General features: G+C 41.8%; 15 protein-coding genes. 7 read left to right on the top strand and 8 right to left on the bottom strand.

The annotated features are described in order from the left end of the window. Positions 1-13: 13 nt before the first annotated feature. The 8 genes from BM291_RS18120 to BM291_RS18085 form a co-directional block, all read right to left on the bottom strand. The gene (locus BM291_RS18120; RefSeq protein ID WP_139229135.1) at positions 14-787 is read right to left on the bottom strand and encodes a DUF6503 family protein; all 774 of its coding nucleotides are present in this window, start codon (positions 785-787) and stop codon (positions 14-16) included. A 170-nt stretch (positions 788-957) separates the two neighbouring features. Next, positions 958-2,094 carry an AEC family transporter gene (locus tag BM291_RS18115; RefSeq protein ID WP_092900070.1) on the bottom strand — a complete coding sequence of 379 codons (1,137 nt, stop codon included), beginning with the start codon at positions 2,092-2,094 and terminating at the stop codon, positions 958-960. A 15-nt stretch (positions 2,095-2,109) separates the two neighbouring features. Continuing rightward, on the bottom strand, positions 2,110-3,279 hold the full coding sequence (locus tag BM291_RS18110) for a pyridoxal phosphate-dependent aminotransferase (RefSeq protein WP_092900068.1): 1,170 nt from the start codon (positions 3,277-3,279) through the stop codon (positions 2,110-2,112). A gap of 60 nt (positions 3,280-3,339) precedes the next feature. After that, entirely contained in the window at positions 3,340-3,783 is a 444-nt protein-coding gene (locus BM291_RS18105; RefSeq protein WP_245786910.1) for a hypothetical protein, read from the bottom strand. A 36-nt stretch (positions 3,784-3,819) separates the two neighbouring features. Next, on the bottom strand, positions 3,820-5,280 hold the full coding sequence (locus BM291_RS18100) for a SusD/RagB family nutrient-binding outer membrane lipoprotein (protein WP_092900066.1): 1,461 nt from the start codon (positions 5,278-5,280) through the stop codon (positions 3,820-3,822). Positions 5,281-5,309: 29 nt separating this feature from the next. After that, positions 5,310-8,777, bottom strand: a complete 3,468-nt coding sequence (locus tag BM291_RS18095; protein WP_092900064.1) for a SusC/RagA family TonB-linked outer membrane protein — start codon at positions 8,775-8,777, stop codon at positions 5,310-5,312. Between the two features lie 197 nt (positions 8,778-8,974). Continuing rightward, entirely contained in the window at positions 8,975-9,889 is a 915-nt protein-coding gene (locus tag BM291_RS18090; protein ID WP_092900062.1) for a FecR family protein, read from the bottom strand. A 205-nt stretch (positions 9,890-10,094) separates the two neighbouring features. Next, positions 10,095-10,715 (bottom strand): RNA polymerase sigma factor, encoded by a 621-nt coding sequence (locus tag BM291_RS18085; protein ID WP_092900060.1) that lies wholly within the window; start codon positions 10,713-10,715, stop codon positions 10,095-10,097. A gap of 401 nt (positions 10,716-11,116) precedes the next feature. Between BM291_RS18085 and BM291_RS18080 the strand changes: the two genes are divergently transcribed. The 7 genes from BM291_RS18080 (at position 11,117) to BM291_RS18050 (ending at position 22,887) form a co-directional block, all read left to right on the top strand. Further along, on the top strand, positions 11,117-12,370 hold the full coding sequence (locus tag BM291_RS18080; RefSeq protein ID WP_092900058.1) for a PepSY-associated TM helix domain-containing protein: 1,254 nt from the start codon (positions 11,117-11,119) through the stop codon (positions 12,368-12,370). A gap of 582 nt (positions 12,371-12,952) precedes the next feature. Beyond that, positions 12,953-13,621, top strand: coding sequence for a response regulator transcription factor (locus BM291_RS18075; protein ID WP_092900056.1), 669 nt, complete (start codon positions 12,953-12,955; stop codon positions 13,619-13,621). Next, positions 13,618-14,997, top strand: coding sequence for a sensor histidine kinase (locus BM291_RS18070; protein WP_092900054.1), 1,380 nt, complete (start codon positions 13,618-13,620; stop codon positions 14,995-14,997). Before BM291_RS18075 ends, BM291_RS18070 begins: the two co-directional genes overlap by 4 nt. 74 nt (positions 14,998-15,071) lie before the next feature. Further along, the gene (locus BM291_RS18065) at positions 15,072-19,397 is read left to right on the top strand and encodes a CusA/CzcA family heavy metal efflux RND transporter (RefSeq protein WP_092900052.1); all 4,326 of its coding nucleotides are present in this window, start codon (positions 15,072-15,074) and stop codon (positions 19,395-19,397) included. Between the two features lie 115 nt (positions 19,398-19,512). After that, on the top strand, positions 19,513-20,673 hold the full coding sequence (locus BM291_RS18060; protein WP_092900050.1) for an efflux RND transporter periplasmic adaptor subunit: 1,161 nt from the start codon (positions 19,513-19,515) through the stop codon (positions 20,671-20,673). A gap of 227 nt (positions 20,674-20,900) precedes the next feature. Continuing rightward, positions 20,901-21,323, top strand: a complete 423-nt coding sequence (locus BM291_RS18055; RefSeq protein ID WP_139229134.1) for a hypothetical protein — start codon at positions 20,901-20,903, stop codon at positions 21,321-21,323. 361 nt (positions 21,324-21,684) lie between these two features. Then, positions 21,685-22,887 carry an IS4 family transposase gene (locus BM291_RS18050; protein ID WP_092899084.1) on the top strand — a complete coding sequence of 401 codons (1,203 nt, stop codon included), beginning with the start codon at positions 21,685-21,687 and terminating at the stop codon, positions 22,885-22,887. The last annotated feature ends 96 nt before the right edge of the window (positions 22,888-22,983 follow it).

The following is a 22,983-nucleotide window of genomic DNA, read 5'->3' as shown; positions in this document are numbered from 1 at the left end:
AATCTTCAGGATATTAATCTGCGTAAACCCCTTCTTTTGGTTTTTCGAATATTTCTGAGTCAAACTCTTCATCCAAAAGCAAGGCATCTGCTATGGTGACTTGGTATTTTAAAATCTTGGTAGAGTCGTTTTCAATAGTGTATCCCGTGAGGATTCTAGGGAAAAACGCACCATTTGATTCTCTGTAATCATCGTATTTCAACGCGCTAAGAGGAGGGTTTTCACTGTCATTGGAAGGAACCGAGTAAAGAACGTATTCAACTCTATTGGTTTCAGGGTTCACCAGCATGAAGTATTGGTTCTTAGGATTTGTTGATGCTGTGTTAGCATCAAATTTTGCCTGGAACGTCGGGTATTTTTTTCCATTCAATAATTTGTCCTCTACTTTTTCTACTGTCACTCCTTGATCAGTGAATACATAGGGAATGTTGAAAAAGTAGAAATACAGGTTGTGATAGAACTTCAGGGATTCCCCGCTATAAGCCTCTCTGTTTGGACTGATCCAAGTCTGATACCCATCAAAGCCAATCTCAAAATCCGTGGTAGAAAGGCGGATTTGTCTACTTTCCAGATTGATAAAAGCATTTTCCTCTATCATAATACCCTCATGGATCATCGAATAGCTCTCAGCCTTGGCATTGAACCATTTTTGCCATTCTCCGTGCGCATCTAAAACGGCTGTGAATTCAGGAGAAAGCTCAGGAAGAGATTTTTCTACATTGGATTGGCAAGAAACAATAGAAACTAGAAGTAGTAAAGAGGCAAATGTCAGGGTGAGTTTTTGCATTATGTAGCGTGTTTGGGAGTTCAATTTAGCAGGAAATTGAGGACCTTCCAACCTGATTATTTCACTAAGATTCATAATTGAAACTGATTTTTTGCACAAAAAAGCCCGAGCATAGCTCAGGCATTTTCATTTGATCAAACCTATCGGTTATTCTATTAACCTACCTAGTGTTACTCAACTGAACTGTCTTTTAATTCTTTCTCTCGTAGGTTTTCAAAACCAAAATCTGCGTTCTTAACCCATTGAATGGCTTTTGGTAATATTGCTGCTCCTATCAATACCCCACCAATAGTGATGACATGAAGAGGGGAAGTGAAATAGCTACCAGATGTAAATACGCCAAGTATCAGTAAGGTGCTGAAAGGCATCGATACCGCTAATACGTTGATTCCTAATTCCAGATCAAAGGTTGGATTGTCTTTTTGAGCCTCATTTTCATATTCAAACTTCCGTATCGCAGACATGTGCGCAAATGGCCAAAAGCTCACTGCACTCTGTGGAAATACCACTGCTAGTAGTATCGCTGCCTCAGAAGGCATTGGCACTAACCAGATGAATAGACCGCTAAGCAGGAATGTAAATCCAGCTCTGAAAGTGAGTATAGAGGTTATCATACGCAGTTGGTCCCATTTGAAGATCACGGCTATGCCTATGAAAATCAAGACTAACGGAGTCATCATATCCTTCATCATCAGGATAGATTCGCTAAGAAACCCTGGCATGCTGTCCATATTGAATCCAAAGCTTAGCAGAACTATCGCAACTAGAATTACCAAATTGATCGGTTCACTTACCATGGCTATCAGCAGTTCTTTTACCTTTTGGCCATTCGATTTAGATTTGAGGTTTTGGTTTTTGTAGTACCAAGACATGGCTAGTAAATAGGCTAATACTAACACGAATAGCTTATTTCCAATGTCTGACAGTGCTGCCCAAGCTAGCGCGTCATCTCCCAGGTACTCTACTATAAAAGGGAAACAGGTCAATCCCGGAGCCAAAGATGGGAGAAGCAACATCAGTGTTCGCATGGCCGGTGTATCCGCTTTGACACCAAAATATGGCAGCGAGTACTTGGTAAGGAAGATCATCACAATATTAAATACCAAAGCCAAAACCGGAAGAATCAATAGATCCGGATTGATTTCGATTTTCAACAAGGCAACAAAGATCATTGCCGGCAAGGCGATGTTTAGAATTATGGATTTTAACCCCTTTTTCTGATCCTCATTTTGAAGTTTTTTCTGGAGAAATATCCCGATAACTATCAAAAGGAGCAGCGATAGGGTCTTCTGAAGTGCAATACTCATACGAATCCTTGTTTACTATGCGGTCACTTTTTTGAATGCATCGACGAAAATTTCCATTTCTTCCATGGTACCCATACTTACTCTACACCAAGGTTTGTTGTCAATGTTGAATACCCGGATACCAACTCCGCTGTCGTACATGCCTTTCATAAATGGCTGCCCTTCCATTCGAAGTGGGAAAATCATAAAGCTGGTTTCGGTAGGAATGATATCGTAGCCTAGAGAAGCTACTTCACCTTTGGTGTACTCTCTACATTCTGCATTCATGCTTCTACAGCTGCTGAGGAAGCTTTCTTCCTTCATGCTTGCGATAGCGCCATTTAGTGAGGTGACGCAAAGTCCCATTGTGCTTCGTACCATAGAAGTGATGCTCTCGATACGCTCAGGTAGTGCTACCATGTAGCCAATTCTTAATCCTGCCATTCCGTGGATTTTGGAGAAAGTTCTAGCTACGATTACATCTTTACCTTCGGCTACTAATCCTACCATAGAGCTTTCCTCTGGTTTCTGAAGGAATTCCAAGTAGGCTTCATCCACGAATACCGGTGTTTTCGCTGATACTTTTGAACAGAAAGCTTTTAGTTTGGTAGCATCAGTGATCGATCCTGTAGGGTTGTTTGGATTACAGATGTAAACAAGATTCGTTTCAGCGTCGACAGCTTTTTCCATAGCATCCAGGTCATGCTGAAAATCTCCAGTCAATAGGGTAGGCTTCCAAGTGGCACCAAGCTTTTGAGCAGTATTCATCAATGACATGTAGGATGGATCTGCAGAGACTACATTTCCGCCATTCATAAACTGTACAAAAGCTACTTTTTCTAGAATATCTGAAGAACCAGGAGATAGCATGATGTGGTCTGCTGATACTCCTTCTTTCTCGGCGATCATGTCAAGAAGTATTTTTGCTTCCCCATGTCCATATCTGTTGCCTAGAGAAATAGAGTCAGAAATGGCCTTGATTACCTTTGGAGAAGGACCATAAGGATTCTCATTTGCATTTAATTTTGCTACTATTCTCGCTTCATTGTATTGAAAAGTTGGAATATGCTCATGTAGAATTGAGTCAGGCTGATATACTGCAAGAGCTTTGTTTTTTGGCATGGCAAAAGCAGGGGCAATCGCCATAGTTCCCACAGCCATAAGGCTGGATTTGATCCAATTTCTTCTGTTAATAGAGTGGTTCATAGTAATTTAATAAGGTTGTAGAAAGTTTTAGAGGATTGATTTTATAAAGAATGAACGTTGTTATTTGACCCTAACAGTGTGGTATTTTCTGAAGGCGACATTTTTGTAGGTTCCTGAGAATTCAAGTCGAACCGAGCTTCCACTAGTTGCTTCTGATAAGCCTAGATCAGCCCAAGAAATAACCAATTCAGCGCCGCCGCCGGTATCTGTGACCAGTTGGGCTACTTCATTGGTGTTATTGATTAAGACTGCGATGCTAAGGTTGGGTACAGGAATGGAGTCTATCCCTTTAGTGTAGTCTAGAATGTTGGTCTTGTCGAGTTCTAGAAATCTGGAGCCCACCGTGACTGGGGAAGCGGCACTGAAGGAACTTCCTTCAAGTAAAACCAATACAGGGGATGCTACATTTGGCGTAGCCAAATCCTCGGCTTCTACGCAGGATTGGGTGAAAGCAATAGTGGCAAACGCTGCCAGAATTAAGTATATGTTGAATGACTTTTGCATATAAATTTCAGTTGAATGATTAGAGATCGATTTTGATTAGTCCACCCACCAAAGTGGAGTTCGCATGTTGTCAGAGCCTCCTAGCTTTCTTACACCTTCGTCTAGATTTGCTTTGTTGAGGGAGTATTCGGAAGTGGGATATTCTATCCTAGTAGGAAGTATTCCATCGTTTGAAAACACTGCGCTTGGGTTTGGTGCGGGCATCACAGGATATCCTGTTCTGCGGTATTCGTTCCAGGCCTCTACTCCTTGTCCGAAAAGCGCTATCCACTTTTGAGTCATGATGCTTTCCTTAGTGACTTCGCCGATACGTGACATGTAATCACCCGGCATAGTGAGGCCCTGCTGCTTGAAAGAGGCTTTGATTGCACTTTCCAGGAATTCACTTGCATCACCCGTGATATCTCCGTCTAATGCTGCTTCGGCTTTGATGAATTCCACTTCTGCATAGGTCATTAGGACACTTGGAGCGGTTGGGTCCAAATATTTAAGTCCAATTCTCGAAGCATTGTATGTTCCAGCAGCTGCATCGGTCAGGCCATTTGGCAAACCAGCGTAGCTTCCATCAGCCAAAGGCTGCGCATAGACTGTGATTCTTTCATCGTCTAGTGCAAGAAGTTTATTGATCAATGTGGTGCTGATATTCCAATCTGATCGAGTGGAGAATACATCAAACATTTTGTTTCTGCTTCCGATTACATCGAAGTGAGTTAGCTCAGCTGTCTGAGAATTGCTCTCGATAACAGGATACTTGGTTGGGTTAGCCAATATTTGACTCATTATAGCCCGTGATTCTGTAGCTTTTTTAGATGCTTGTCTGTTGGCAATTCTCAATGCAAGTGAATTTGCAAATCGCTTCCACTTCATGATATCGCCGTTGAACATGATGTCCCCGACTACCGCAGGTCCAGAAGTAGAGAGAAGATCATTTGCTTCCATCAGGTCAGCAAGAATGCCTGCGTACACTTCCTCCATAGAATCGTATTTCGGAGAGTTGATGGCTTCTTCCGCTGTACCCTTTAGCGCTTCAGAATATGGAATAGGTCCGAATACATCTGTGAGGTAGGCATAGGCAAATGACTGCATGACCATTGCAATGCCTACATAATTGGCATTTTCGTATGTTTTGCCTGGCCCAGATAGGGATTTTACTTTCTCGAAATTGATCAGGGATTCTTTATAAATATTGTTCCAAGTGCCGGAAGAGATGGTGAGAGGAATCTCATAACTGTCGCCTTCAGCATTGATATAGATATTTCTGGAAAGATGCTGGATCCAGCACATGGCTGCATCGATATTAAGCCTTTCATACCTGATGCTGTGTCCCCAATATCTATCCACCGTTACTTGTATTGCATTTGGCAAAAGCAAGGAAGGGGAGATGGCGACCGGGTTGTTTGGATCGGTATTGATTTCTTCAAAATCCTTGGTACAGGAAGTCATCGTACCAAGAGTCAGAAGAAGTATTGCGAGAGTGTATTTGTATAGTCTATTCATGATAAGTTCTTAATAGGTAAAAGATTAGATCAGAATGTCACGTTAAGGTTGAAGCCCAGATTACGTGTAGTAGGCATTTGGCCGTAGGCAAATCCTTGTCCGTTGCCACCCTTCATGTCCACTTCTGGATCCATGTGAGGATGGTTTTTGTAAAGAATGGCCAGGTTACGTCCTACGAAAGAGAGCTTCATAGTTTGGATGAACTTATTTCCTAAGAACCTTTTTGGGAATACATAGCCCAAAGACACTTCACGAAGCTTCACGAATGTTCCATCAAAAATTCCTGATTCATGGTAGGTGCGTGGGTTCTGCGCATTCCAGAATGTTCCTGCACTAGCGATTACATCGTTTGGCACATACACTGGCGCCTCTGAGGTGCCTATATTCATTACACCTTGACCTATTACTCCCTCTTCTCTGCCTATGGCAGTTTCAGCATATTGACCTGTTTTTCTGGCAAGGCCAGTTCCCACGTCGAATATGTCTCCACCCATTTTTACATCGACCAGTGTGTTCAACTCAAGGCCTTTGTATGTTAAGGAGTTGGTCCATCCGCCTATCCAGTCAGGCTGAATATTTCCAAGTGTGTAAGTGCCTTCTTCCAATACAGGAAGGCCATTGTTGTAGACAAGCTCTCCTTCTGGACTTCGGAGATATCTTCTTCCGTAAAGCGAACCATAAGGCTGACCTACTCTTGCTTCAGATGTAAGTGAGTTTTGAGTGCCTAGAATATAGTTTTCCAAACCTTCCGCTAGTTCTACTACTTTGTTTCGGTTTCTTGCAAAGTTCAATGCAGTGTACCAGCTAAACCCTGACGCGGTGTTAATAGGAGTGGCATTAATGGTAAGTTCAATTCCTTGGTTGGTGATTTCACCAGCATTTAGGATTTGACTGCTATATCCTGAAGCTGTAGAAATGGATACCGCAAGGATCTGGTTTACAGTTGACTGGTGATAGTAGGTGAAGTCTATTCCTGCTCTTCCTTCAAAAAACCTCAGGTCCAAACCAACTTCTTTCCCTGTAGTGATTTCCGGTTTAAGAGTTCTATTTGCTATCTCACTTGATTCTGAATAAGTAGGAGTAGTTCCTGCCCAAAGTCCTTCAGAGGAATAAACTTGATTAAGTAAATATGGATCTGCATCATTGCCGACCTGAGCTATACTTCCTCTGATTTTTGCAAAGGAAAGGAAGCCTGACTGCACGTCGAAAATATCTGTCAGCACAGCAGACATCGCTACTGAAGGGTAGAAGAAGGAATTGTTTGAAGTAGGTAATGTACTGGACCAATCATTTCTTCCAGTCACGTCTAGAAATAAGTAATTGTTGAAGCCGAATTGTGCGGATCCAAATACACTGTTTACCACTTGTTTTCTGATCGTACTGGAAGGAGTAACTGGGCTGGCGTAGTTGCCTAGGTTGTAAAGTCCATCAATGGTAAGCTGTCCTACGCTTACTGAGGTGCTTTTGTAATTATTAACCCTGTTGTTTGCCCCAGCTTGTATTTTCAAAGAAAGTCTTGGAAGCAAGTCCTTGTCAAAAGTCAGAATAACGTCGCTGTTTGTTTCTTGACTGTTTAGAACTGATTCTGAATAGGAGCCAAACCTTTTGACATTGTTTTTGAAGCTTTCTGCACTGTTGATGTTTATACGCGTATCGCTCCAGTAATCCGTGCCTGATCGGGCTAGGATGCTGAAATTCTCGCTGATGTCGTAGTTCAGTGCTATGCTTCCTACTAAGCGGTCTTTTTCATTTGAGTTGGGTAAATACTTTTGGTTGAAAAATGGATTGGAAAAGTATTCATGCTGCCAGTTGGCATACGGATAATCATCCCCTTCTCTAAAGGTGAGTTTTTGGGTATCATAATAGTCTTCCCAGTTTTTTAGCTTGGTATAGTCCGTGTGTCTGTGAGCCCAGATGAAATCCTGACTTCCTGTAAAACCTCTATTGTCTGAGCCTGATTTAACATACTCAGCATTCACGCTCATTTGAAGCTTTGGGATGAATTTGTAGGAGGTGTTTATCTTGAAGTTATTACGGAAATAATCATTGTCCGCCATGATACTCGTCTGATCCAGTCTTCCTATAGATACTCGGAAATTACCTTGATCATTTCCTCCGGATAGTGCGATGGTGTTTGATAAACTTTGACCTGTTTCCCAAAAATCATCGTAGTTGTTGGGCTGTGGAAGAAGAGCGACTTTTTCTGGTGCGGAATACCAAAGTGGCACCATTCTACCGTCCATAGGAGCGCCCCAGCTTTCATCTACGCCGGCAGTTCCGCGAATCCCGTCTGCATCAAATCCATTTCTTCCATCTACGTACCAAGTTCTGTAGCCAGTTCCGCCTCCATATGTGTTCTGGAAATCTGGCTTTACAAGTGGATTGTCAAAGGTCATGTTGCTGTTGAATTCAATGCCTAAGCCTTTGGATCCAGATCCATTTTTGGTAGTGACCATAATGACCCCATTTGCCGCACGTGAGCCATATAGTGCTGCTGCTGTGGCGCCTTTTAGAATGGTCATTTCTTTGATGTTGTCAGGACTTATCTCAGATAAGCCATTTCCATACTGTCTACTAGAGGTTTGCTCCAGAGGAACGCCATCTACTACCACTAAGGGCTCGTTGTTTCCAGCGACTGAAGATGAGCCTCGGATTACGATATGGGCGCCACTTCCAGGCATAGAGTTTCCAGTTACCTGAACACCAGCTACTCGCCCTGAAAGGCTATTTGCCACGTTAGTTGGACGAGATTCTGTAAGAGCGCTACCATCTACACTTTGTGTGGAATATCCTAGCGCTTTTTTGTCCCGCTCCAGACCAAAGGCTGTTACCACGACCTCATTCAAAGCCAAATCAGACGAAGCTAATTCTATAGTGAATATTGAAGTACTTCCAACTTTAATCTCTTGAGTGGTGAATCCTATGAAGGAGATCATCAAGATTGCGTTTGGACTATCGTCGGGTAGTGTTAAAGAGAATTTCCCATCTATATCAGTTACGACTCCATTCATGGTTCCTTTGATCAGGATACTTGCGCCTGGAATAGGGATTTGTTCCTCGTCTACGATCACGCCAGAGATTACTCTTTCTGTTTTTTGAGACGAGGGGATTTGATAAGATAAATTGGGTGAGGAGGAAGGGGCTTTAGGTGCTGCATAGGACTGTTCCAGCATGTAAAAGTCTCCTGCGCCTTTTCTAAAGTGTATTTGACTTCCTTTAAGAATTCGTTGAAGATTCTCCTCGGCAGTCAGTTTGGAGTTAATAGCTGCGGGGATTTTTGTTTGTGCATCTACCAAGGATGAAGGATATGCGATAGATATGGAATATATGTCCTCTAGTTCTTTAAGTGTAGATTCAAGATTTTTAGTATCCAACTTCTGGGTAAGAGTTGGGCCTTTGGCAAATTGTGTGAGATTTTGGCCTTCTGCGGAGAGTGGGAGCGCTAGCACTCCAGTTACCCCGACTACCAATAGATAACGGGTAAATTTGATGAGCATAGATTAACAGGTTAGTGGTTAGAATGATGACTCGCGTTTATTTTGGGCCAATTGCTAATCATTCGTAGATCTGGGTAGGTTAACTACCTAGATCTCACTAGTGTAATTTTTTAAGCAGTTGGTCTTCACCAAAGCTTTTGCTCGAACTAATCTTACTTTATATTTGCTTGCTATCCGGCCGAAAGGCAAGCGGTAATCTATTGTACTCGTATTGAATTCTGTTCTAGATGTATCTCGGTATCGAATAGAACTTCGATGTTTTCGATAACCTCATTTGGATTGTCTGTTAGGGGCAAGCTTCCAGAGATAAGTTGATAGTTTGTTGGCAGAGTTTGATCTACTAATTCCAAATCATACAATTCTGCGACTATGCTTAGCACTTCTTCCAGACTCTCATTTTGCATTCGAATTTTTCTGTCTTGCCAAGCAAGAAGTTTAATAGGATCAGCCACTGTTTTGGCTTCTAGCTGATGATTTTCTACATCTAGTTTTATGGTTTCTCCAGGCAGTACCATACGATTTGTGTTTCCTTGTTCGCTTTGGTAGCCTAGCTTTACACTTCCTTGTATGAGTGTTAGTTTGTGTATTGGATTTTGGTTTTTGAAATTGAATTCAGTTCCAAATACCTCTACTTCCATCACATCTCCTTCATTGATTACAAATCGTTTAGATTCTGCGTCTTTGGCTATTTCAAAGTATGCTTCTCCGATCAGTTCTACTTTGCGGTCAAATCCAAAAGCCATATTGTAGGTATAGGTCAGCGATGAGTTGGAATTTAGCAAGGCTGTTGAGCCATCAGGTAATTCGATTTTCAGCGTTTCATTGGAACCTGTTTGATACGTGTGTTTTTCTAGTTTAAGTGTAGTCCAAAGCGCTCCATTTATAGCGAGTACTATAAGTACTGATGCGGCAATTTTTGTATAGGTGAAAATCCTTCTTCTGTTATTTCTCTTTTGTTCATGCTTTTGAATACCAGTCTTAATATTCCGAAGTATTCTTTTCTTCAGTGCTTTCTGATCTTCTATAGTCATGAGACCTACCATGTCGGTTTCGAGATTTTCTTCGAACGCCATCTGATCATCTTGAAATAAATTGGAACTTTCTTCTGTCATGAATACTGATTTATACTATACAAGTCAACTCAAACAGAATTATCCTCCATACTGAATAGAAAAAAAACCAACTTTTTTAATACGGGTATATTTTTTACTAAAAAAGTCTAATAATTTACCCTATAAATAGAATTATCACAAAAATGAAATTCATAAATGGATGGGACTTGGTGCTACAGAAGAAGGCTGGGGAGGTACAGCTACCTTAATTGAGGTAGGATATGGTGCTAATTGAATCAAAAAGAGAGGCTGAACCGAGGGAGGTAAGTGTAGTAAGAGTGAGTTCTCTCAGGCTGATCCGTATATCTTTTAGTGCTCGCATCAGGTGTTTTTCTACTGTGCTCACAGAGATTTCAAGATTTTCAGCAATTTCAATGTAGCTCAGTCCTTTTTTGAATCGGAGTTGATAGACTTTTTTCCGCTGTGGAGGAAAATCCTGTACTACTTTTTTGATGTTTGATTTCAAATCATTAAAGAGAACCTTTTCATCCGTGGAGGAGCTATTTTGCTCTCCTTTGGATTTTTCCTGATCTGAATATTTGTCTCGTATGGTCTGGGACTTGTACTGGTTAATGATACGGTAATTAACTGAGGTGAATAAGTAGGAGGAAAGAGAGGAGTGAATATCTAGTTTTGCTCGTTTGGTCCAAAAGTCAATAAAAACTTCCTGCACGATTCCTTCCACGATCTCCTTTTTACCAAGTTTTTTGTAGCCGAAATTGAACAGGCGCTTCCAGAAAAGGTCGTAAACTTCAATAAATGCTGACTCGTCACCATTTTTGATTCTTTCTATGATTTCTTGTTCGTTTAACACTTTTTCGGGCATGGGGTCTTTTACTTAATAATTGGGTGCTAAAATTGTTTGATCAGTAAAAGTTGGTTGTAAAATTTCTATCAAATAGAGTAATTTGTGTTAAACTATCAAATAGTGGGTTTAAATAAAATATATTTTTGGAAAATATGTTGCGTTTTTTTGAAATGTGGGTAAGAAATCGATTGCGTGATCGCTGTTTATAAAATAAACCATTGAAATGCAGTTACTAAAGCACTGTTGATTGCTTTTAGTAATAATAGGAAACATGGTGTGTGATGATTGAATGTCCTATAGTCCAATTGAAGTACTCACAATTTTTTTTATAATTCTTTCTTAGATTAAATCTAAATAATAAAATACTTCCTTATTTTTGCCCCAGTATTTATTCTCATTCTCTTTAACCTGACCACTTTATGCAGCCAAAGAAATCTACTGCTTGGAAAAGCATTCGAAATATTTTTGACCAAGTACACTTGTATGCGGGATTGATTTCTGGTTTGGTGGTTATAGCAGTTTGTTTCAGTGGAACGATATATGTCTATAACACGGAGATTCGTGAGATAATGGATTCCGAACTTTACTTCGTGGAGGAAACCGGAGAGCGTATGTCGGCAGATGAGCTGAAAAGTTCTTTGGAGAAAAGCTCTGATTCGAATGTGGTAGGCTTGATGTGGAACGAGGAGGCTGATCGAAGCGTGCAGTTTACCTTAAAGAAGGAGGGAGAAGAGGGGAGAGGAAGTACTTTTTATGTCAACCCCTATTCTGCTGAGATTCTGGGAAATAGCTCTGACAAAACGTCTACATCAGAATTTATGGGTTATATGTTTAGTCTTCATAGATGGCTGCTCCTAGATAGAATAGAAACACCTATCCTGGAGAGCATGGGCAATCGTGATTTGGGAAGGTTTATCAATGGAGTTGCTACCTTATTGTTTCTGCTGGGAGTGATCACTGGTATAGTGATCTGGGTTCCAAATAAAGTTAAGAATTGGAAGCAAGGGTTGAAGGTCAAATGGTCAGGAAATTGGAAGCGTGTGAATCACGATCTGCATAATAGTTTGGCGTTTTACTCGCTTATTTTCCTATTTATCATGTCTGCTACTGGGCCTTTCTGGTCTTACGAATGGTATAGAGAGGGATGGCAAAAGACTTGGGATACATATCAAGCACCTGCTCCGAAAGGTGAAGTAGCTGCTAAACCAACAGCTGAAGCCAAGCCAGAACTTGCTGCTCCTATAGAAGAGGTAAACCTTGCTGTTCTTTCTTTGGAGGATATTTTCGCCAAAACGAACGCTGAGCTTCCTTATGCTGGAAATATCAGAGTTTCTCTTCCATCCAAATCTTCAGACCCCATCAGCGTGAGTAAGTATAGAACAGGCTTTTTTGCGAGAGCTGGTGCTGATCAATTGACCTTATCGACTGCAGATTTATCAGTGACGGAGGCTAATTTGTTTTCCGATTTGCCTTTCCGTCAGCAGGTCGGTAGATCTGTCAAGTCTCTTCACGTAGGAGATATTTTTGGTCCATTCTCTAAGTTTCTATGGTTTGTCGCCTGCTTGATCGCAACTTCATTACCGATCACAGGAACCTTGATCTGGTGGAATAAGAGAAAAAAGAAACCGACTAAGAAAAAGCCAATCGAAAAGCGTGTAGCTGAAATGGCGTAAAGTATTCAAGACCTTCTGATATCGGAAGGTCTTTTTTGTTTTTTACTGCGGAGGCTACTATGTTTTCGAAGAGGGCGCAACTCTAGTTATCCTGCTTCTCCAGAAGCAGGATTTGGTATTGCTTTAATTCGATATTACGGTTACGTCCTTTCGGGATAGAATGCTTCGTGGTTTGAGAAAACCCAAACCATGGTGTTAAACTTGTCTCTCTAGGGACTGACTATAGGTAGCTTTAATTAAATAGGTTCTTTAGCTGTGCCTTTAGGTACCGCACTATTTGTAAATATTTTAAAGTGCCGTACCTAAAGGCACGGCAAAGTTTTATTGCATTTTTCTTTCTACCCAGAGCCTGTCCCTAGCGGGACTTTTGACTAGTCTTCCAAAACTTTAAGAGAATATTAAGCCTCAGAATTACCGACCTTAGATTGAATTGCTAACTTTTGCATAGTAATTAAAAAAAATCTGGCTTGACAAAGAGGGATGAGATTACAATTAATGATCAGTTCCACGGAAGGCTAATTAATACTAAGTTGTGCTCTCTGCGAAAACTCCGTGGCCTTTATGGTTAAAAAAGACTCAATCATGAGAATTCTAGTTGTAGAAGATGAACCGGGTATTTCCAGCTTTTTAAAACAAGGCTTGGAAGAGGAATCCTATGCAGTAGATGTGGCCGAAAATGGTGAAAAAGGGCTTCAACTTGCGCTAAGTGGAGATTATGCTCTTTTGTTGCTGGATTGGATGCTGCCTTTGAGAAGTGGAGTGGAGGTCTGCAGGGAATTCCGCAAGCAGTTTTCAGATACTCCTGTCATTTTTCTCACAGCAAAAGACACCGTGGATGAAACGATCATTGGTCTGCAATCCGGGGCGAATGACTACATCAAAAAACCTTTTCACTTCGAAGAATTGTTGGAAAGAATTAAAGTTCAATTGCGAGCTAAAGGCGGCTCTGAGGAAAAATATACATTAGGCCCGATTACACTTTACACAGATAGACATCAGGTATTCAAAGGAGAGGAGCCAATCCAGTTGACGCAAAAAGAGTTTGCATTGCTGGAATATTTAATGAAAAACAAAAATCAAGTTTGCCGACGCACGCAGATCATTGAGGAAGTTTGGGACATTCATTTTGATTACAATACAGGTGTGATTGATGTTTTTATGAATTCACTTCGAAAGAAATTGCATTTTAACACCAATGAGGATTACATACAAACCGTACGGGGAATAGGATATATCGCCAAGGATTTATGATAGTTTCCTACAAAGAACGCATAGCACGTCGACTTACTTTAGTCACAGCTTTGATTGTACTCATTGTGTTTGCGATTATATATCTGGTGGTGGATTACACCGTGATCCAAAGCATAGATCGTGAGCTCAAGCTGGAGACGGACAAGCATGTAGGCCAGATTTTTTTGGTGAATGGGGAGATTCGCTTTGTGCATAAAGACGAGTGGCTGGAGCAGGAGCACAGCCAGATTCAGCTCAACCCGATTTTTATAGAAATAGTGGATATGCAGGGGAATTCCATGGATAGATCACCGAATCTTGGCGAAAATCACTTGAGTTTTTATCCTGATAGAAGGAAAAATCATGAGGCGTGGACGCTTAAAACCGGAAGCAGGGAAGTGCGGCAGATGCAGATTCCACTGAATCATGCTGGAAAGCAAGAGGGATTTATGCTTGTGGCCAAGTCATTTGAAGATGCCAGAGAACTGTTGACCAACCTCAGAAATATCTTAGTCATTCTCTATCCTGGAATCCTGATTTCCTTGTTTCTGGCCATGCGGTTTTTGGCGGGAAAAAGCATTCAGCCTATACAGAAGATCATTCAGAAGACCAATCTTATTTCCCAAAGCAATCTTAATGAGCGAATTGCTGTAGCTGAGCCAAACGATGAAATTGCCCAGCTTACTCGCTCGATCAATGAGTTGCTAGCCAGATTGGAACAGTCACTGATTAGAGAAAAGCAATTTACATCTGATGCATCTCACGAGTTGAGAACGCCTCTGTCTGTGATGCGGGGTACACTTGAAGTATTAATTCGTAAGCCTCGGACTTCGGAGGAATATATGGAAAAAATCAAAATGGCATTGGGGAGTATAGATCGAATGTCAGAGATGATCGATCAATTGCTTTCGCTAGCGAGAGTTGGAAAGGGTAAAATGAGTAGGGAAGAAGTGGAGTTGGTTTCGTTTACACAGAATTTTGCGCAGCAATCCCAGAGAGAGTCTGGAAGGGCGATAGAATTCGATACCAATCTAGCAATTCCACTTTTTACGTTGGTCAATGAGAAGTCATTGCAGATGATTTTGAATAACCTTACCCAAAATGCGATTAAATACTCCGAGCCAGCTACTAAGATCCAACTGCAGGTAGGTAGTCATGAGGGAGCTTCATTTATTGTGATCAGAGATCATGGTAAAGGGATGACGAAGGAGTCCATGGATAAGATTTTTGATCCTTTCTACAGAGAGATGGATGATGCTGGAGGTGCGGTTCAGGGTACTGGGCTAGGACTAGCTATAGTGAGAAAACTTGCTTTGGAATCTGACATACAGGTAGAAGTGGTAAGTGAAAAAGGTAAAGGGTCTGAATTTAGATTGATTTTTAGCCCAGAGATTTAAGGTAATCTTAAGGGAGTTTTTCGGGCGTTGCGAAGCCTTTAGGCCATTTTTGTAATTCAATTTTAACCCTTCGCATGTTAGATCGAATTATACGATGGAGTATTGGGCATAAGCTCATCATTTTCATTTTTATAGCCGCCTGGATAGGTTTTGGTGTCTTTGCGCTTAGCAACCTTCCCATAGGGGCGGTGCCTGATATCACGACAAACCAGGTTCAGGTGATCACTACTTCCAGGAATCTGGCGACAGAGGACGTGGAGAAATACCTGACTTATCCCGTGGAGCTGGAGATGGCAAATCTTCCCGGTGTCGTCGAAATCAGGTCTATTTCCAAGTTTGGACTTTCGGTGGTAACCATAGTTTTCGAGGATAAATTGGGCACATACCTTCCTCGGCAACTTATTGCGGAGCGGATCAAAATGGCTGAAGAAAGTATTCCTAAAGGGTTTGGTACTCCGATAATGGGTCCGATCTCTACAGGTCTGGGAGAGATTTTTCAATATGTGATCGATGTAGAACCTGGCTACGAGAGCGAGTATTCTATCACTGATCTGCGTACGATTCAGGATTGGGTAGTGCGCCGACAGCTTTCGGGAATTGAAGGAGTAGTAGAAGTAAATACCTGGGGTGGATTTCTGAAGCAATATGAAGTTGCCATCAATCCCGAGCGATTGAAGGGAATGCAGATTGATATTGCAGAGGTGTTTCATGCGATGGAAAAGAACAACTCCATTGCTGGCGGAGGGTATATAGAAAAGACAAATGAAAGCTTTTTTATTCGAGGCGAAGGCTTGGTTTCTAGCTTGGAGGATATAGGAAATATTGTTGTGGATGTGAGGAATGGTTCTCCTATATATATCCGTGATATCGCTGAAGTCGGCTTTGGACATGCGAATAGATTTGGGGCAATCACAGCAAACGGGGAGGGAGAAAAAGTTCTGGGTCAGGTGATGATGCTGAAAGGCGCGGATTCCAAAGGAACCATAGATCGGGTGAAAGAACGCTTGGAAGAAATGAAGTCTTCTCTACCGGAAGGGATTATCATAAACGGCTTTTTGGATCGCTCAGAATTGATCGATAAGACCACATTCACTATTGCTGAAAACCTGATTTTGGGTTGCCTGATTGTGGTTTTTGTGGTGGTTCTGCTATTGGGTAATTTCCGATCTGGTTTGGTGGTAGCATCTGTGATTCCGCTGAGTTTGCTTTTTGCTTTGGCTATGATGTACATCTTCGGAGTCGATGCCAACTTGATGAGTTTGGGCGCGATTGACTTCGGTATTATCATCGATGGAGCAGTGATTATAGTGGAATTCATAGCTTTCCAATTCACCCGATCTGATCATCAATTAGCAGGGCTTTCCAAAGCTCAGAGACAAGAAAAGAAAGATGAGATTTCATTTACCGGTGCTTCCAAAATGATGCACTCGGCGATTTTTGGGCAGATCATCATCATCATCGTTTTTATCCCGATTTTATCGCTGACGGGCGTAGAGGGCAAGATGTTTCGGCCAATGGCTGAAGTATTCTCTTTTGCCTTGATCGGTGCAATGATTCTAGGTTTGACCTATGTGCCGGTAGTTTCAGCTCTTTTCCTTAAGACTACACCGCCTGGCCCAAAGAATGTTTCCACAAGAATCATCAACGGGTTGAATAAAATTTATGAGCCGGCGATCACCTGGGCTTTGGATCATACCAAAGTTGTGCTGATTTCCGCATTTGGACTATTGGTAGGTACAATCTTGATTTTTTCTACCATGGGTTCCGAGTTTGTGCCTACGCTAGATGAGGGGGATTTTGTGATTCAGCCATTTTTGAAAACAGGAACTTCACTAAGTAACACGGTGGAAACGGTCACGGAGATTGAGAAAATCTTGAAGGAATTTCCAGAGGTGAATCAGATAGTAACAAGAATAGGTGCGGCTGAGATACCAACAGATCCCATGTCCATGGAGGAAAGTGATGTGATCGTGACCTTGAAACCGAGATCTGAATGGACTACGGTGGAGACCAAGGATGAGCTAGCTGATAAATTCAAAGAAGCGCTGGAAGTGATTCCGGGGATGGAGTATGAGTTTACTCAACCTATAGAAATGCGTTTTAATGAGCTGATCACGGGTGTTCGGGCAGATTTGGCGATCAAGGTTTTCGGAGAGGATCTGGATGTGTTGCTTAGTACTGCTCAGGAAATTGAAGCTGCAATTCAGGGTGTAGAAGGAGCAGCAGATATTATTTTGGAAAAAGTGGATGGTCTTCCACAGATGAAGATTGAATACAACCGAGGTAAAATCGCCAAGTTCGGATTGAATATTTCTGACCTGAATGAGGTTGTTACGATGGGTTTTGCAGGCATGACAGCGGGCAAAGTCTTCGAAGGCGAAAAGCAATTTGACTTAGTGGTGAGATTTGCGGAGCCTTTCCGCAAGGATATTAAAAATCTGGAGCAGGCTTCGATCCAACTTCCAAATGGCGGCTCGGTGCCGCTTTCTGAATTGGCTACCATCAGCTACACCAAAGGCCCTTCGAAGATTTCCCGTGACAATACCAACCGTCGAGTAGTGATCGGAGTGAATGTTAGAAATCGTGATTTGCAGTCAGTGGTGGATGATATTCAAGCGATTGTTGCTAACGAGATAGATCTTCCTGAAGGGTATAGAGTGGATTACGGAGGTCAATTTGAAAATTTGCAACAGGCTAGAAACAGGTTGATGATTGCCGTTCCGATTGCTTTATTCTTGATTTTCGTACTACTTTATTTTGCTTTTTCTTCTACGCAAGATGCGCTGATGATTTACTCTGCCATTCCACTTTCTGCGATAGGAGGAATACTACTACTTTGGGCTCGGGACATGCCATTCAGTATTTCAGCTGGTGTGGGATTCATAGCACTTTTCGGTATAGCTGTGCTAAACGGTATCGTATTGATCGAACATTTCAAATCCATGGAATCACATTATGTCAACATCAAGGATCTAGTTATCAAAGGTGCCAAAGAGCGTTTGAGGCCAGTTTTACTGACTGCTTCGGCGGCGGCTCTGGGTTTCTTACCTATGGCGATTTCGAATTCTGCAGGAGCTGAAGTGCAGCGTCCTCTTGCCACGGTAGTCGTGGGAGGATTGATTTCTGCTACTTTCCTGACTCTGATCGTGCTGCCAGTATTGTATGTTTTGTTTAAAAGTAAATCAGGATCGTCTTCTTCCTCTTCCAAAAAAGTCCTGACTTCTTTGGTGTTTATTTCCATGGTTTCTTTTGCTGCAAAGGCGCAGGAAACTCCACTTACTCTGGAGCAGGCTGTTGAGATTGGATTGGAGCGAAATCTTACGTTGCAAGCAGCTGACAAGTCGCTGGAGATGGCTAATGCCAAAATCGGCCAAGGTTGGAATCTAGCCAAAACCAATGTCTATTATGCTGAAGATAAAAATGACATAGCCGAAAATGGAATCTATAACCGGAAGTGGGGACTAAGTCAAAGTATGGCTTTTCCATCACTGTATGGAGCGCAGAAAAATGCGTTGGAAGCAGGAGCAGAGATGCAGCTTAGCCAGTTTGAACTGGAAAAGAGAAGGCTGGAGGGAGAAATTAGTAAGACATTTATTGAAGTCAGGTACTGGCAGGAGTTGACAGAAAACTATGATTACCTCGATTCTCTTTATGCGGAATTTACCCGTGCCGCTACTCGGAAGTTTGAAACTGGTGAAAGCAATTATTTGGAGAAACTGACAGCTGAAGGCAAGCGTCAGGAGATTGGATTGAAGAAATCTGAAGCGAATGAAAATTACCTAATGGCATTGGATCAACTGAAGCTGGTCTTAAACTGGGAAGGGGAGCTTGAGCTGGCTGACGAGGAGATTGATTTGGATATTTCATTGATGGAAGATTGGTCATCACACCCCGGCGTGGAGTACTATGAAAGTGCAGTGAGTCAATCTGAATATCAGATTCAGACCGAGAAGAGAAAACTCCTTCCAGATATCAATGTAGATGTGTTTCGTGGTACAAACCCAGGTGCCACTGCCAAGGTGTATCCAGGGTTTCAGGCGGGAATTTCCCTTCCTCTGTTTTTTGGAGCGCAAAAATCCCATGTGAAAACCAGCGAATTTCAGCAGCAAAAAATCCAGCTTGAAGCTGAGCAGTATAGAAATCAGCTGGAAAATCGGGCGCAGCAGCTTCATCGCCAATTGGATCAAAATATTCGTGTGATAAATCATTATGAATCCGAGGGCAAAACACTTTCCATGCAAATCCTCGAACAAGCTCAGCGATCTTACCAAGAAGGAGAAATCGATTTTCTCCAGTATGTGCAACTGATGGAGAATTCTAGGACGATTACACTACACTACCTGCAAAGCAAATTTGCATATCAACAAACTATTTTGGACATCAACTACCTTCTGAACTGATGAAATCGAGCATAACTCAAAAAACTCCCATTGGGATGATTTTCCACCAAGCGAGATTCTCCCGAAGAAAAATCGGGACAGGCTATCTGGCCCTTGAAAAACAAATTATAAACAGATGAAAAATTTCCCTATAAAATCACTACTGAACGCTACACTTTTGGCGAGCAGTCTCTTATTCTTTCAATGCAATGGATCTAGCGATGCAGGATCTGACGGTGTAGAAGTGGAAGCCGGAACATCTACTGGCCCTTTTATCACTGTTTCCCAAAAGCAATTTGAGACGATGAGAATGACTTGGGGTAGCCCGAAATTGGAGGAGTTTTCTGAAGGTCTTTCTGTACAAGGCATGGTGAAGGTTCCTGTGGAAGGAATTCAGGAGATTTCGGCTTACTTCGGTGGCTATGTAAGTGGCTTGAATAAATTGGAAGGACAACCTGTCCGTAAAGGCGAGGTGCTTTTCTACTTGGAAAATTCTGATTTCATCCGCCTACAGCAAGAATTTCTGGAGGCAAACAGTCAGTTAAATTACTTGCAGGCAGAGTATGAGCGTCAAAAGACCTTGTATGGAGAGAAGATATCGTCTCAGAAGAATTACCTGAAAGCTGAAGCAGACTATCAGGGGACCAAAGCCAAGGCTGAGAGTTTGAAACGTCAGTTGGCGCTGATCAATATTAATGCTGATCAATTGAAGCCTGAAAATATCCGCTCCAAAGTGCCGGTTCTTTCACCGATATCAGGTTTTGTTGATGGGATTCATCTGGTGCAAGGGTCATTTCTGGCAGTTGCTGGCAAGGCTATGACTCTGATCAGCAAAGAGCATATGCATATAGAGTTGGTGATTTTCGAGAAGGATGCTTCTCATATTCACCAGGGACAAAAGGTGCAGGTGTCCATTCCTGATCTACCGGGTAGGACTTTGATTGCCGAGGTGTTTGTAGTGGGTCAGTCGATCAATAATGAGCGACAGATTAACGTGCATGCGCATTTGCCAAATGAGGAAGAAGAGGAATTGCTTTTTCCTGGGATGTTTGTGGAAGCAAAGCTGATGCTTGATCCCAAAGAAGCTTGGGTAGTTCCTGTGACTTCGGTGATTGTGTCAGAAGGAGAAAGTTATGTATTGGTGCAGCGGGAGAAGACTGAGACTGGATTTAAGTTGGAGAAAATAGCTGTGAAAACCGGCTTAGAAAGCGACGAAATGATAGAGCTCTTGCCAAATGAAGCCTTGGATGAGAATACGGTGATCCTGACTCATGGCGGGTTTAATCTGCTACCTTAAGATGAGCTTATTTACTATGGAGTTGGCGCAGGATGCACAATTACGAGCTTTGTCATATCCTGCGATTCGTACTCTTTGAAATAGAATTTGGTCTTTGAGGACACAGACCGGGAACAAAGTGATTGAGTCCTCATTATGGTTAAATAGGGTTCATTGAAAAGTATCAAGTGGTTGATTTTGCTAAATTAACCTTTCCAAAAGATGGTGGTAGCACTAAAAAAGGATTGATGAAATTTTATATAAATGATAAGGAAGTAGATGTGACTTTACTAAGTTTCAACGCTGGTCTTAATTATGGTAGATTTAACTATGAAGGATTAGTGATTGATAACTACGTAATCTCACTTACTGAAATGGAGTTTATAGAGATCGTGGAGCAGGAATACAACCGGGTTAGAGATGAGATTAAACTTGATGATGAAAGTCAAAATGAGACTTCCGAATTTTCGGTAATACAATATGGGTCAGTTGAAAGGTTAATTAGTAGTAAGCAGGCACTTCAGGATGTTACTATAAGTTATTTGGATCGCTTTCTTTTCGGGGATTTGTTTCCGCAGGTTGAAAGTGCGATTTATGTGATTAACAGTACCGAAATGGTATCAGCTGTGAATGGTATGATTGAGATTTCAGGAAGAACTTTTCGGAAATAATAGATCTAATGCTTAGGTATACATCCATAAAGAAAAAGTGGGTTATATGCTCAGGCTTATTTTTAGAATATCTTCTCACTAGTTACAGTATGCCTCAATGCCATGCGAGTGCTGTAAGCGAGTCATGCTTAATGTGCTGTGATTTAGTGTTTTTTGAACTGAAATTCATTCATTAATAAAGTTCTAGTAATCCCCCTTTGCCCGCATAAGATTACTTTTGGTAAATTGTATTCTCACATTTTACTTTTCAAATTTTTATTCACTACTGTCCGAGAAACGGTTTAAAATTTAGGGGAAGCTTCGTTTGAGAAGCTTCCCCTTTTCTGTATTTTCAGTTTACCACAACCTCTTAATACAGCGGATGAAAAATACACATTTCTTCGGACAGCCGATATTTTCTCAGATACTTTCTTTGATTGACCGTTCGCTGGTTTCCAAAGTAAAGTCCAAGCATCAGTCGGATCGCTACTACAAATGTTTCGATACTTGGCAGCACTTAGTCACGATGCTTTATTGCTCTTTTAGCGGAGCCAGCTCGCTTAGAGAGCTTTCAACAGGACTTTTGGCGTGGCAGAATAGACTTGTTCACATTGGGATGCCCAAAGCACCCCGCCGTTCCACTATCTCGGATGGTAACATGCGCAGACCCAGTGAAGTATTTAAGGAGGTTTACTTGGCACTTTTTGAAAAATATCGATCTGTTTTACCGGACAGCCGACTGAAAATGGATGTACTTAAAAAGCTATTTATCGTGGATTCCACGGTCATCAGCTTATTCAAAGATATTCTTAAAGTAGCTGGAAGGCCAAGAAAAGATGGTAGAAGCAAAGGCGGAATCAAAGCCCATGTGATGATCCACGCCGCTGAACTGATGCCCTGTCTGGTCAGATTAACTGAAGGAAGTAAGCACGATCATACATTTCTAAAGCATCTAAACCTCCCTGTGGGCTCTTATCTGGTAATGGACAAAGGATATACAGATTACCATCAATATGCGCAGTGGACAGAGCGGGGCATCTACTTCATCACGCGGATGAAAAACAACGCCATCTTTGAAAGTTTGGAAGAATTTGACTTGCCTGAACACAAGGATCAGGAAATTCTCAAAGATGAAACAGTGACTGTCCAATATAAAATAGGAACTGAAAAACACCCGCTCAAGCTTCGAAGAATCGCATATTGGGATGAAAAAAACCAAAAGACCCTTGTCTTTATGACTAATAATCTGGAGATCGAGGCTTCCACTGTTGCTGCTATTTATAAGTACAGATGGCAGATTGAGCTACTCTTCAAAAGACTCAAACAAAACTTTCCACTCAAATACTTTCTTGGAGACAATCAAAACGCCATCGAAATCCAGATTTGGTGTGCATTGATCTCACTGCTGCTCATGGAAGTGATCCGCAAACAACTCAAAAGAAACTGGGCATTCTCAAATATGGTCGCCATGGCAAGATTCCATCTAGCAAGCTATGTCCACCTAACCAACTTCCTTAATAACCCGGATAAAGAGCTCCAGGAAAATCTCCTGAAAGCCAACCAAACGGCCCTATTTCCAACCTAGTGGGCTTACATTCCAATTTCACCCAAAAATCTCCTCTGATTAAGTTCTTTTCAACCTCTCTGAGAAATTCATACTTTAGTCGGACACTAGTGATTT

The organism is Algoriphagus aquimarinus (assembly GCF_900112005.1).
Taxonomy (GTDB): Bacteria; Bacteroidota; Bacteroidia; order Cytophagales; family Cyclobacteriaceae; genus Algoriphagus; species Algoriphagus aquimarinus.
Note: the sequence above shows the minus strand (reverse complement) of the source record. Positions and strands in the feature narration are given on the sequence as shown.